This is a genomic window from Phormidium sp. CCY1219 (assembly GCF_035615515.1).
Classification (GTDB): Bacteria; Cyanobacteriota; Cyanobacteriia; order Cyanobacteriales; family Laspinemataceae; genus CCY1219.
Genome location: NZ_JAJENT010000961.1, coordinates 1 through 13,366 on the forward strand (window position 1 = coordinate 1; position 13,366 = coordinate 13,366).

The window sequence follows — 13,366 nt, forward strand, 5'->3', positions numbered from 1 at the left end:
GGCTGGTCAGGTGGTTAGAAGTACAAGCCCCTGGCTTTAGACATGGGGTTGGTTTCTACGGAGTCCCTGACGGTTTTGCTTGCTCTGATGGCGGTTGTTGCCCATATTGTCGCCCGCGCCATTGGGTGGGCGTCCTTCGGGCAGAGAGAAAAATTCGCACCACGGCGAGGGGGTCGGCGAAGGGAGATAACCAAAACATCCAGGCGGCGCGTTTCCCCGGGGTGCGATCGTAGGAAGGGGCGATCGCCAAATTTAACCCAAACCGAATCGCCAACAACAATACATTCAACCCCAGCAACACCATCGGAAAAAACCCAGATAACCCCCCACTTGCCGTCAGCAACCCAAACCCCAGAACCACCAACATCGGCAACCCTTGCACCGCAGACAAAAACCACAAATCGCCCCAAGTCTGCCCCACGTCCGAGGCATCCTTCAGGTCGAGACTTCTGCCCCATTCTTTCCAGGTTTGCGCCGCCCCTTCGTACATCCGCACCTTCAGCAGCTTCGCCCCATCCAGAAACCCCACTTTAAACCCGCGTCGCGCCAGGTTCCGGGCGAGAGTCACGTCATCGCAAAACGAGCCACAGGCGCTGCGATATCCCTCCACCTGCGCTAACACTTCCCGCCGACAGAGAAAACATTGCCCATTGGCCATCACTCGTTCCGGATCCGGGGCGGTGGTATTGGTCGGACCAAAGCGATACACCAGGGTCATCAATAGCGCCGGTTGCAGGAGCATTTCCCCGGGATAGTTGAGGAGAAACTGGGGCGAGAGAGAAATCAGGTCGTAGCCTTCCGCCTCGCCGGTTTTTACCACACTCGCCACTAACCCCGGATTGGGGATGGTATCGGCATCAATGCCTAAAAACCACCGACTGCGCGGGGAACTGTGCAAAAATCCGTGGTGCAGCGCCCAAGGACGTCCCACCCACCCGGGGGGTAAGGGGTCGTCGGCGATTAAGCGAAATCGCGGGTCTTTTTTCGCCGCCGCTTTCACTAGGTCTGGGGTGCCATCGGTGGAATGGCTATCCACGATAATGATTTCCCGGACTTCGTAGCTTTGTTGGCTCAAACCGACCAAACAGGGACTCAGCCGATCGCGCTCGTTTAAGGTGGGCACCACCACACTCACCGCCCCATATATCTCTTGCGTCGCGCTCTGAGGTGGGAGGGGAGGACGACGAAATGCTCCGGGCAACAAACGCGACAGCAAAATCGCCGTGGCGGGTAGCTGCAACAGAAGCAAAATGACCGATAAAATATAGATTGACAAATGACTTCACCCAATCGAAACAACCCGGATATTTTTTACCATAAAACCGAGAATTCGGGCGATCGCTTGCTTTTACTGGCTTTTCTTCTCCCGGGCACTCCCCCTGGCAATCCTCTGATTGAGGACAATTTTTATCCGAGACTCGCGGCGTTGAGCAAAAGCGCCGCGATCGCACTGTGTACGGCTAACACTTGTTTCCGGTTAATGGTTCATTATGCAGCACCTTCATGGGTAGGGTGGGCAACTTGTTGCCCACCCTACAGGTAGTGCTTAATTGGATAAGATGCGGTTGTCCTATGGTTAAAATTTTCACCCCTGTGGCGATTCAAGCGTGGGTTTGTAGCGTCACGATCGCCTGGGTGGAGGAAAAACGCGGCAATGGGTTGGCTATCGAGTCAAAACGAATCGGGTCGGTGGGTTTCATTCCCGCGATCGCTGGCATCTCTACGCCTCGACCCTCGGAAATGAAACTCCCCGACCCCAAAAATCAAAGGTAAATCTAGAGCAGTTTGAAACCATCTGGGTGGCAAAAGCGCCACAGTCCCAACACTGTCCATTCTCCCTAGTCGTTTTCCCAATCTTCGCGACCCATCAGATCCCCGATGCGATCGCGCAGTAAGTAGTTGTGTTTCTCTAATTCGCTTTCCACAAATGCCCATTCACGTGCCGGAATGTGCTGACAGAGGGTGTAAATCGGTTGTTGTCGTCCGACGATTCCCTTGTTCACCAGATTTCGCGCTTCTTGTTCGATCACGTCGATGGAGTAGGTGATGGTATAGGTCGTTGCAGTCATGGTCATAACCTCTTGAATTTAATGTCTCTGTTGCCTTGGATGATTAGGCACCCCCCAGTGGGATGCTCGAAATTTTCAGGGATTTTTATATTTTCTCAAACACTGGGTAGTTTTCTTTAACGATTTGTTACGGTCTATACAGCAGGATTTTTCATCTCGCTGTAGTCATCCCCCCTTTATCTTAGTCAAAAGTTGAAAATTATGCATCTGACCCTTGCGCGATTTTTGGTCTCTCGGAGCGAAGATCCCAGGCATGTCACCCCTCTTGAGGATGAATTTAGTAGATTTTCCGGGGATAAATCTGAAGCTGTGAGGGACTTGGCGGGATTTTGACCCTTGCAATCAATTAGTGAGAAAAAATTTTGTCGCGCCGCCCCGCCCCGGGGGTAAGAATCCCCCAGAAGACTCTGGCGAAAACTCGGGAGGTAATCCTCCCTCCCGCGCCCTGGTATTTAGGAGAGTTCTCTTCCAAACAAGGTTTCTAAGGCGATCGCTTGCGCCGCACTCATTTGCCCGTAAGAAAACACATAGGGAATTTCTGGGGGCAGGTCGGGTTGCAACTGCTTCAGGACATATGGACTACCATAGATCGAGATCGCTTGCAATTGGCCGTTTCGTAATAATTTCTTAACCCATTGATAAGCGAGACTTGTCACTCGCGCCGGTCCGCCAAACGGATTCCCGCGAATGAACATTTGTAGCAATGTTACGCTGCTGTTATCTTTCTCCAGTTCTGGATTTGAGGCGGTATTGCAATCCACCAGTTGGAGTTTGTATCCCAAAGATTGGGGAAAGGCGATCGCTGGCGCTGCTTTATTTAAAAAAGCACAATTGATAATATCGTCTACGATTAATAAATTTCTTAAATGTTTTTCTCCCCCAGGTGACTGGGGTAAGGGCAAGGATCCGCCAACTTGCTGGGATTGACGCAAAATCTTTTCGGCGCTGGCCATTATCTGGGGTGCAGACAGCACAGAAAGTCGCTCTGGGGAAGCAGATACCACCTGCGCCTCGGGGAAAAGTTTGCCTTTCGCCTTCCAGATGCGTTGCACGGATTCGCGGATTCGGGTTTCGGAAATGCGCCCCGCCCTCACCGCTTCGCAAAGCGCCCGAATCGCACCCACCGGATCCTCGGGCATCAGTAAAATATCCGCACCGGCCTCTAATGCTAAAATCGGCGCTTCGTTAGCTCCATACCGTTTGGCGATCGCCCCCATCACCAGCGCATCAGTGACGATTAATCCTTCAAACCCCAATTTTTGCCGCAATTGTCCGGTAAGAATCTTCCGCGACAGGGTGGCGGGTTGTTGCGAATCCCAGGCGGGAATCAGCAGGTGGGCGCTCATCACCGCATCCACGCCTGCAGCGATCGCGCGGATAAACGGCGGGAGTTCTATTTGTTCCAGTCGCTGTATGGAATGGGGCAACACCGGTAATTCCACATGAGAATCTACGCTGGTGTCCCCGTGACCGGGAAAATGTTTGGCGCAGGTTAACACCGCAAATCCCTGTTGTCCGCGCAGAAATGCTGTGGCGAGTTGACTCACGGTTTCTGGGGTTTCGCCAAAGGCACGCACGTTGATTACCGGGTTTTGCGGATTGTTGTTGACATCCACTACCGGGGCGAGAACCCAGTTTATCCCGATCGCCTCCGCTTCCTTGGCGATCGCCGCCCCCATCTCTTCGGCATACTGTAGGGCCAATTCCGGTTCATCCTGGGCAATCTCCGAGATCGCCATCGGTGGCGCAAACCAGGTGGCACCGGCAAAGCGCTGACCCACTCCTTCTTCAATATCGGCGGCAATTAGCAGGGGATATTTGGCCAGGGATTGCACCTGATGCGATCGCAGCATCAAATCCCCGGCACTTCCCCCAACAAAAATTACCCCGCCGATACCTAAATCTTCCAGTAAATGCCGCAAGATGGCCATCGGGGGTTCCCAGTGGGGATATTCTCTTTGGCGATCGAAAAGGTGCCCAGATGCTCGCACCACGAACAACTGAGCTACCATTTCTTCCAGGGAGAGGGTTTCAAAACCCGGCAATGCCGGGATGCTGAGAGAATGCGTCACAGATTATGCCTCGGATTGAGAAGAGTCGATTTCGTCTCCACTATCCATCGATTCGGCAGATTCTTCCGCTTCGTGGTGCTTGCGCTCTTCGCTCAGTTGATTGAGCAGGGATAAGATTCTCGTCCCGCGCTCGATGGATCGGTCTTCTAAAAATACCACTTCTGGCGTGCGACGCAACCGCACTCGATGCCCCAATTCGCTGCGAACGTATCCGGTTGCGGATTTTAATCCTGCCATTGTCTCGGCCCGCGCTTCATCGGTTCCGTAGATACTGACAAAAATTTTCGCATGTTGCAGGTCGCGCGACACATCCACATCGGTGACGCTGACCATTCCTGCACCTACGCGGTCATCCTTTATGTCACTGAGCAACATTTGGCTGACTTCGCGCTTGATCAGGGAAGCTACTCGGGAAACACGACGATCCGTAGCCATAAGTTTTCGCTCCCTTACTCGCGTTTTACCGGTAGGTTCAGGCAAGATTGCTCTTGCACCTACCTCTGTTTAGTCTAGATTCACATCCCCGGTCTTTGCCAGGGAAGATTCCCGTAACCTCCCACATTGAGGGGAAGTTACGGGTCCGGTATTCCTCGTTCGGGATGGCAGGGGTATGCCGATCGCCTCTCGGCTATCGCGCATTTTCCCTTACACGGCACTCAACCCCAACATGGCTCTTAAGGTGAAACTGATAAAAATAAAGCCGGCAACGAAAAAGCTGACTAAGGCGATCGCCGTTACGGGTTTCTCAAACCAGGGTTTTAGCCAACCAAACAGGGCAAAGAAAATGCCCAAAACGATGGTGACGAAGTAGCGCGGGTAGCGAAGGACGTTATCCCAAAAGTCTTCAAACATAGAAATTCCGATGCGACACGAGTGGCTAGGTTTCTTGCGTATTCTAACTCGTCCCATTGCCAGCCCTCCCTATCCACCTCGGGAAAACTTCCAAGGGTGGCGATCGCTGCGCTCTTGCTTCCTCCCAGAAAATTTCTTTTTTCTCTCTTGATGGCTTGACAAATTTATTATACCATGATATAGGGAAAAAATATCTCCTGATTCGAGATTTTTTGCACGCCACAATCAAACGCGGGAAATAATTAAAAAAAATCACGCGATCGCTACCCCCATTGCTGGAGAATTCTTTATGGTTCTAAATTTCCTCAACCAATGGAGGCATAGATGTCCTTCCCTGACCCACTCCGTTCGCAAAGTCCCCTTGCGAACGGTGTTGATTGTCCCGTTCGTATTGCAAATTGTCGGCGCAGTGGCACTGGTGGGCTATCTCTCCTATCGCAACAGCCAACAAGCCGTGGAAGAGATGGCGGAGGGACTGATGGTGGAGGTCTCAAAGCGAATTGGCGATCGTCTCGACAGCTATTTAGAAACCCCCCAGCAAGTGGTCGCCGCTAACCAGATGGCCGTCGAATTTGGGATAGTCAATCTCGACAATTTCGAGCTGATTCGGCAAGAATTATGGCAACAGATGCAATTGTACCCCTCCCTGTCAAGCAATTACTTCTTAAGCGCTGAGGGAAAATTTATTTATTACGGACGCGCAGTTAGTGAAGTTTTTCAAGACGAGCTAGAAAAACATATTGGGGAAAAATTCCCCCTCGGCACCCTTTGGTTCGGCGAAACACAAAACAGCGATCCCACCCTTCGAAGATACTACCTCGTTGACGAACGAGGTCAGCTAAAACAACTTTTTCTTCAAAGCCCTACCGATTACCGCAGCTTACCGTGGTATATCGATGCTCAATCCAGTAAAGAACCAACTTGGTCTTCGGTTTTTGTATATGAAAATGCACCAGTAGTGGCTATTGCAGCTATTGCTCCAATACAAGATAAAACCGGACAATTAAAAGGTGTTTTTATTTCGGATTATCCCTTATTTGAGGTAAGTTACTTTCTCAATAAGCTCGATTTTTCTCCATCGGGGCAAGCATTTATTATAGAAAAATCTGGGAAATTAATTGCAAATTCTGCACTGGAAAAGCTTTATTTGCAAACGGAATTAAGGAATATAAAACGATTTGCAAGTAAGGAAAGCAAAGACGATTTAACCCAAAAAATTAGCCAACATTTATTTCAAGAATTTAGAGATTTAGAGAACCTTAAACATCCGTACCAATTAATTTTAGAAACGCAAAAATCTGGATTTCTCAATTTTCCATTGGTTGAACGTATCTTCGTGCGAGTCGTGCCCTATAGCGACGAGTATGGTTTGGATTGGCTGATTGCGATCGCCGTACCCGAATCCGATTTTATGCGTCAGATTCACCACAATACTCGCATTACCATTCTCCTGTGCGTTTTTATCTTAATTCTCGTCACCTGCACTGGCATTTTCACCGCCCAATGGATCGCGCAACCTATTTTGCGCTTAAATACAGCAGCAAAACAATTAGCAGCAGGCAACTTTGATGCTAAAATTTCCGTCTATCGTACCCATGAAGTGGGTCAACTCGCTGCATCTTTTAACCAAATGGCAGAGTCTCTGAAAACCTCTTTTCAGCAGCTTAAAGCTAGCGAAGATAAATTTGCCACCTTTTTAGATACGGTTCCCGTGGGCGTCTCGGTTTTAAATCACAAAGGCGAAATTGTGATGGTGAATAATGCGGGAAAAAATATCCTGGGTCAAGGGGTAAAACCCAATGTCTCCTTTTCAGACATATCCGCCGCCTATCAAGTGTATGTGGCGGGCAGCGATCGCCTTTATCCTACGGAACGTTTACCCGCTTTTCGCGCCTTCCAAGGGGAAATCGTTTTCGCTGAGGATATTGAAATTCATCGCAGTGATGGCGCAATTATTCCCCTGGAAGTTCGCGGAACTCCCGTCTTTGACAGGGAGGGAAATGTCCTTTATGCGATTAATGCCTTTGTGGATATTACCGAACGGAAAAAAGCTGAGAAACTGCTCGCCGATTACAACCGCATTTTAGAAGCGCAAGTGGCAGAAAAAACTGAGGCACTACAGCGCAGTCAAGCGCAACTCGATGCTTTTTTCGCCTCGGCTTCTGTCGGTATGGCGATTGTCGATCGCAACTTGCGATTTGTTAGAGTCAACGAACCTTTAGCGACAATTGATGGCATTTCTGTCGCCGAACATATCGGTAAATCTCTGGATGAAGTCGTTCCGGAATTAGCGCCAAAGCTCACTCCTTTGTTTCGGCAAGTTTTGGTTAAAGAAACTCCTATATTCAATGTGGAAATTAGTAGCGAAGTTCCTTCTCGCCCCGGTGTGAAACGCTATTGGCTGGTTTCTTATTTTCCCGTCATGGGTGGTGAAGATACCCTGTATGGTGTGGGCGCAGTTATCGTGGAAATTAGCGATCGCAAGCACCTCGAACTGGCATTGGAAGCCTCTGAAGCGCGACTCAATGATATTCTTAACAACACCGTAGCCGCAATTACTCGGTTACGCGCATTTGCCGATGGAACCTGGGACATCGATTATATTGCCGCCGGCTGTTACCCGGTTTCTGGCTACACCCCTGAAGAAATTAAAGCCGACAAAGACCTCTGGGTTCGACGCACTTTCCCAGAAGATTGGCAAAGAATACAACCTCAGGTATTTGGTGATATTTTTGCCGAAAAAATGGGAAACTACGAATACCGATTTTACCATAAAAATGGCAGCCTGCGGTGGCTTTCTCAAACCAACAGTTCCCGGTGGGATGCCAAGCAAAATTGTTGGCTGGTAACGGTTATTTCTCAGGATATCAGCGATCGCAAGCGCGCCGAAGCCGAATTAGAACGCGCTAAAGAAGTCGCTGAATCTGCTAACCGCGCCAAAAGCGCCTTTCTCGCCTCCATGAGTCACGAACTCCGCACGCCACTGAATGCGATTCTCGGCTTTGCTCAACTTATGCAGCGCAGTTCCACCCTCCTCCCCGAACATCGCAATCATATTGCCATTATCAACCGCAGTGGAGAACATCTGCTAACGTTAATTAATGACCTGCTCAATATGGCCAAAATCGAAGCGGGGCGCACCACTTTAAACGAACATGAATTTAACCTGCATGGCTTTCTCGATAACTTGCAAAAGATTTTCGCCCTAAAAGCTAAAGATAAACATTTGGAATTGGTTTTCTCTATTAATGCTGATTTGCCAAAATGGGCGATCGCAGATGAAGTCAAATTGCGACAGGTTTTAATCAATTTACTGGGTAATGCCCTTAAATTTACCGATGTCGGAAGGGTGACGTTGCGCGTCTTTCCCAGAAGCAGCGATTTGTCCCCAACCTCGCCACCATTGCCCTCAACTCAGCGCCAAACTAAAGTTAATATCGCTTTCTCTGTAGAAGATACCGGTCCGGGCATTCCCGAAACCGAATTAGAAGATATCTTTCAGCCCTTTTTGCAAACCCGAACCGGCAAGCAGTCTCAAGAAGGTACGGGATTGGGATTGGCGATCGCCCGCCAATTCGTCCAGTTAATGGGCGGTGAACTGTCTGTCAGCAGTACCCTGGGACAAGGAAGTTCTTTCTCGTTTACCATTCCGTTAACTGTAACTGAATTTACCCACAAAAAAACTCCTCTCCCACCCCCCCCTCTCGCCATTTCCCTCGCCCCCAATCAACCTAGCTATCGCATTTTAATTGCTGACGATCGCCCGGATAACCGTCAATTGTTGGTTCAATTTCTCTCTCCTCTCGGGTTTGACATTAAAGAAGCGAAAGATGGCGCAGAAACCCTAGAATTATGGCAAGGTTGGCACCCCCATGTTATCTTGATGGATATGCAAATGCCCGGAATCAGTGGGTGGGAAGCCACTCGCCAGATTAAAGGGAAAAAACCATCCCCCAACGGCAATTTTATCCCCGGCGAAAACCTCCCCCCTACCCCGGTGATTATCGCTGTTACCGCTAGCTGTTTTGCAGAAGACAAACACGCGACGATCGCCGCCGGATGCGATGATGCGATCGCCAAACCCTTTAAAACCGCAGATATTTTATCCACCTTGCAAACTCATTTGGGGGTCAGCTATATTTACGAGTCGGAAACTCCGCAATCTCTTCCGGCTTTAACTGACGATAATCAGTTACATCCCACAGAAATTTTGGTGTTATCTACAGAGTTAATCCAACGCATCGAACAAGCCAGTATCCGCGCTAAATTAACTCAGCTTTATGGCGCGATCGCTGAAATTAAACCCGCCCATCCACAATTAGCCGCCAAGTTACAACGCTTAGCCGATGCATTCGACTATCAAACTATCTTAAACTCCATTGCAGACGCTAAAAAAAATCTGCCCTCCGACCCGAAATAGTCCGCCAATCTAGCCCATTATTTGCCTGACTTTATTCCCTCGCTTCAGATAGCTAACCGTGACTCACCTACAACTTCTATATTAACGGGATTATTATTTTTTTGTGTGGCCACATTTGTAGACCGCTATTGACAAAAGGTCATTTTTTTTGCCAGAATACTCATGTTATGATGGGGATTTGTGGCTATATATATGGCGGCACAGATTCCCATTATACTATGGTATCCCTCAGCCCTTGAATTGTCAAGGGTTAGAGCGGATTTTTTTTCGGCAATTTTTTCCGCGATCGCCCCGCTTTTTCCTTGACAGATACACTATTTTTTTTTAAGCTACTAATGCTATGATGGGGTATTCTTTGTCTTTATAAATAAGCACAATATCCCATTATAAACTATTACCCCAAAACCCTACCCTGTCAAGGGGTAGAGGCAATTTTTTTTCGCCCCGGAAATCGCGCCGATCCGCCAAGTCAAACACCGAGGGCGTTAGTGTCGTTAATCGCCACACCTGCTTCTACAATCGCGCTGATAACGCGAACCGGGGAACTTACAGACACCTAGCCAGTCAAGGGGGTGACGGTAGCCGCAACCCGCAGCTTTCCCAGTCCGTTCCCAGGCGAAACCTGGGAACGAATCCAAACCCAACGAGTCAGCCTATAGAAGGAGAAAGTCCAAAACCAGAGCGTGGATAGTCGGCATTCTCCATCAGGCTTCACCGTTGCGGTAGGGTCGAGGCAGTTTACAGGCGAGACATGACCTCCCGGGCGGCTTCTAAGGTGCGATCGATATCCGCTTCCGTATGCGCCAAAGAGGTAAACCCAGCTTCAAACTGAGAAGGCGCTAGGTAAATACCCCGTTCTAACATCCCGCGATGGAAGCGACTGAATTTCGCCAAATCAGACTTTTTGGCATCTTCATATTGATGCACCGGTCCGGGATTGAAAAACAACCCAAGCATAGCGCTAATTTGACCCCCGCAGACATCATGTCCGCATTCTTTCGCGATTTGCAACAATCCGTCGCTCAGCTTTTTGGTAATCTTGTCCAAATAATCGTAAGTGCCCGCTTTATTAAGCAATTCCAGGGTCTTAATCCCCGCCGTCATCGCCAGGGGATTCCCCGAAAGGGTACCCGCTTGATACATCGGACCCGATGGGGCGACCATTTCCATGATATCGCGACGTCCGCCATACGCCCCCACGGGCAATCCACCACCGATAATTTTACCCAAGGTGGTTAAATCTGGGGTGACGCCGAATTTCTCCTGCGCCCCGCCATAGGAAATGCGAAAACCGGTCATCACTTCATCGAAAACCAGCAGCGCGCCATATTCTTGCGTCAGCAGGCGCAATCCTTCCAGGAAACCGCCATCGGGAGGAATAAATCCAGAGTTACCTACCACGGGTTCTAGAATTACCCCGGCGATGTCATCGGGATTTTCGGCGAATAATGCTTTGACCGCTTCTAAGTCATTGTAAGGCGCGGTAAGGGTGTTGCTTGTCGCAGATTTCGGTACTCCTGGGGAGTCGGGTAGTCCTAATGTCGCTACGCCAGAACCGGCTTTCACCAAGAACATGTCGGCATGTCCGTGGTAGCATCCTTCAAATTTAATCACTTTTTGGCGTCCGGTGAAAGCGCGCATTAACCGCAACACCGCCATGCATGCCTCAGTTCCAGAATTGACAAAGCGCACCATTTCGATGCTCGGTACCGCATCCACAACCATTTCGGCGAGCACGTTTTCCAGAACGCAAGGCGCGCCAAAGCTGGTTCCTTTCTCTAAGGCGTCTTTCAGCGCCCCGATGACTTCCGGATGGGTATGTCCGCAAATCGCCGGTCCCCAAGTTCCTACATAGTCGATGTATTGATTCCCGTCTACATCCCAGATGTAAGCGCCTTTGACTCTATCGAAGACGATGGGTTGTCCGCCCACGGATTTGAATGCTCGCACCGGTGAACTGACGCCCCCAGGCATCAGTTTTTGGGCGGTGGCAAATATTTCTTCCGATTTTGCAGTGGTGAAGCTGGTTGTAACCAAAGTTCTCTCCTTTGCTGTAGGCTTAACCGTTGACTCAATTTAGAATAAGGGTCAGCGGTGATTAAGCATCATGGCAGAAGCTATAATATCCGATCGTACTCCTCTAGTCGTCCGCAGGGCTAGTGCGAAATGTTAAATTATTCTTACTGCCATAGAACATGCGCGTCTTAGTGACAATTCCTCATGTTTTCAATCCCCAGGGGGGCGGGGGCTATGCCTCGTTAAGCCCCGATCCCCAACCGAGGATTCAGGGGTTGAGCCAATGTCTTCAAGCGTTGCATGAGGTTTATGATAGTCGATCGCAGTTTTATTTTCAATACACTCACCAGCTTCATACCTTCAGCGCCAATCGCCAAAGTTCCGCCCAGCTTTCTATCGTCATCTGTACCACCCAGGGGTTACATCTGCTGGATAAACTTCCGGTGGATCCCCAGTTGTATCGCCACCGCGAAACCCTCTGTCACCCCATGTTTTTGGGGTTCGAGTGTCACCAGGTCTTAAAGGAACATCTCGGCTTGTACGATTATTATTGCTATCTCGAAGATGATATCATTCTCCGCGATGCCGATTTTTTTAAGAAGCTACGCTGGTTTAACGCTCAAATTGGCGATCGCGCCGTCCTCCAACCCAATCGCTATGAACGGATCCGCGATCGCCAGGGCACCAAAAAATTTTATATTGACCCGGAATTGGAATTCAAAACCGGCAAACGCGATAATTTCGCGCACTATTTTAATGATAATCTAGTGTTGACGGGCAAGGTAATGGGGGAACCCGTCACCATTAAGCGGGCGGAAAATCCCCACTCCGGTTGCTTTTTCCTGAATCGCCCCCAAATGGAGTTCTGGGCGCAGCAACCTTATTTTTTGGACCGCGATGCTCGCTTTTTCGGTCCGCTGGAAAGTGCGGCGACTTTAGGTATCGCTCGTACTTTTCGCGTCTATAAGCCTGCGCCGCAAAATGCCAATTTTTTAGAAGTTCAGCATTTTGGGGATGGGTGGAGTCGAAAGATCAAAAATGTTAAGTTCTGGTAAGGGTTATGTCTCAGGTTGAAAGGGCTGTCACGCAATCTGCAATTCCGGTGGAAAACATTCGCTATAACGAACAAGGATTGGTTCCGGCGATCGCGCAAGATTATCTCGACGGTACCGTGTTGATGATGGCGTGGATGAACCGCGAATCGGTGCAAAAAACCCTGGAAACCGGGGAAACTTGGTACTGGAGTCGATCTCGTCAAGAATTGTGGCATAAAGGCGCTACCTCTGGATACCTGCAAAAGGTGCGATCGCTACGCTACGATTGCGATAGCGATTGTTTGTTAATCGGTATCGAGCAAATCGGCGATATTGCCTGTCATACTGGCGAAAGAAGTTGTTTCCATCAAGTAGATGGCGAAATCTCTCCCCCGCCAGCCAATACCCTCTCTCAGGTTTTTCAGGTCATCTGCGATCGCCGCGACAACCCCACAGAAAACTCTTACACCGCTAAACTTATCGCCGGCGGCGATAATAAAATCCTCAAAAAAATTGGCGAAGAAGCCGCAGAAGTAGTAATGGCTTGTAAAGACAATTCCACTGAAGATATCGCCAATGAAGTAGCCGATTTGTTCTATCATACAATGGTGGCTTTAGCCTATCATAATGTGGATTTGCGTGAAGTTTATCGCAAGTTGCAACACCGTCGCCAATAGAAGATTCCCTTCCTAATTTAGGTGGAATTCAACCCACCTAACTCCCTTACTTTAGGGTCGGAAAATTGTTGCCGCCAGGGGTTGACAAAGCAATCCCCATCGGGTATGATGATACCGTAGGGCGAGGCAGGGCTTATGTGCAATGCTTAGCTTGCTTGGTCAACCCCGCAAGATGAACAAAAAGCTTCACCAACCCTTCCATTGCGCCAAAAAATGCGATCGCGCA

Annotated in this window: 11 protein-coding genes; 5 read left to right on the top strand and 6 right to left on the bottom strand. The window is 49.5% G+C overall.

Going from position 1 to position 13,366, the window contains the following annotated elements; genetic code table 11:
- Positions 1-55: 55 nt before the first annotated feature.
- Entirely contained in the window at positions 56-1,276 is a 1,221-nt protein-coding gene (cruG, locus tag LKK83_RS30870; protein WP_442957402.1) for a 2'-O-glycosyltransferase CruG, read from the bottom strand.
- On the opposite strand from cruG, the gene LKK83_RS30875 reads away from it, so the two are divergent.
- Both LKK83_RS30875 and LKK83_RS30880 read left to right on the top strand, forming a co-directional pair.
- Positions 1,277-1,543, top strand: a complete 267-nt coding sequence (locus tag LKK83_RS30875) for a hypothetical protein (RefSeq protein WP_324635297.1) — start codon at positions 1,277-1,279, stop codon at positions 1,541-1,543.
- A 29-nt stretch (positions 1,544-1,572) separates the two neighbouring features.
- Positions 1,573-1,773 carry a hypothetical protein gene (locus tag LKK83_RS30880; protein WP_324635298.1) on the top strand — a complete coding sequence of 67 codons (201 nt, stop codon included), beginning with the start codon at positions 1,573-1,575 and terminating at the stop codon, positions 1,771-1,773.
- A 65-nt stretch (positions 1,774-1,838) separates the two neighbouring features.
- Here LKK83_RS30880 and LKK83_RS30885 read toward each other — a convergent pair whose 3' ends face one another.
- The 4 genes from LKK83_RS30885 to LKK83_RS30900 form a co-directional block, all read right to left on the bottom strand.
- Complete coding sequence (locus tag LKK83_RS30885; RefSeq protein ID WP_324635299.1) at positions 1,839-2,069, bottom strand: DUF4327 family protein; 231 nt, start codon at positions 2,067-2,069, stop codon at positions 1,839-1,841.
- A gap of 452 nt (positions 2,070-2,521) precedes the next feature.
- Positions 2,522-4,081 carry a glycoside hydrolase family 3 protein gene (locus LKK83_RS30890; protein ID WP_324635307.1) on the bottom strand — a complete coding sequence of 520 codons (1,560 nt, stop codon included), beginning with the start codon at positions 4,079-4,081 and terminating at the stop codon, positions 2,522-2,524.
- Between the two features lie 63 nt (positions 4,082-4,144).
- Positions 4,145-4,576, bottom strand: coding sequence for a 30S ribosome-binding factor RbfA (rbfA, locus tag LKK83_RS30895; RefSeq protein ID WP_324635300.1), 432 nt, complete (start codon positions 4,574-4,576; stop codon positions 4,145-4,147).
- 210 nt (positions 4,577-4,786) lie between these two features.
- Positions 4,787-4,993, bottom strand: coding sequence for a DUF751 family protein (locus tag LKK83_RS30900; protein ID WP_324635301.1), 207 nt, complete (start codon positions 4,991-4,993; stop codon positions 4,787-4,789).
- Between the two features lie 289 nt (positions 4,994-5,282).
- Here LKK83_RS30900 and LKK83_RS30905 point away from each other — a divergent pair, with 289 nt between their 5' ends.
- Positions 5,283-9,413 carry a PAS domain S-box protein gene (locus LKK83_RS30905; protein ID WP_324635302.1) on the top strand — a complete coding sequence of 1,377 codons (4,131 nt, stop codon included), beginning with the start codon at positions 5,283-5,285 and terminating at the stop codon, positions 9,411-9,413.
- A 738-nt stretch (positions 9,414-10,151) separates the two neighbouring features.
- Here LKK83_RS30905 and hemL read toward each other — a convergent pair.
- A complete protein-coding gene (gene hemL / locus LKK83_RS30910) occupies positions 10,152-11,450 on the bottom strand; it encodes a glutamate-1-semialdehyde 2,1-aminomutase (RefSeq protein WP_324635303.1) in 1,299 nt (432 codons plus the stop codon).
- A 158-nt stretch (positions 11,451-11,608) separates the two neighbouring features.
- Between hemL and LKK83_RS30915 the strand changes: the two genes are divergently transcribed.
- Together LKK83_RS30915 and hisIE are read left to right on the top strand one after the other, a co-directional pair.
- Complete coding sequence (locus LKK83_RS30915) at positions 11,609-12,484, top strand: calcium-binding protein (RefSeq protein WP_324635304.1); 876 nt, start codon at positions 11,609-11,611, stop codon at positions 12,482-12,484.
- Between the two features lie 5 nt (positions 12,485-12,489).
- Positions 12,490-13,140 (top strand): bifunctional phosphoribosyl-AMP cyclohydrolase/phosphoribosyl-ATP diphosphatase HisIE, encoded by a 651-nt coding sequence (gene hisIE / locus LKK83_RS30920; protein WP_324635305.1) that lies wholly within the window; start codon positions 12,490-12,492, stop codon positions 13,138-13,140.
- Positions 13,141-13,366: the final 226 nt, after the last annotated feature.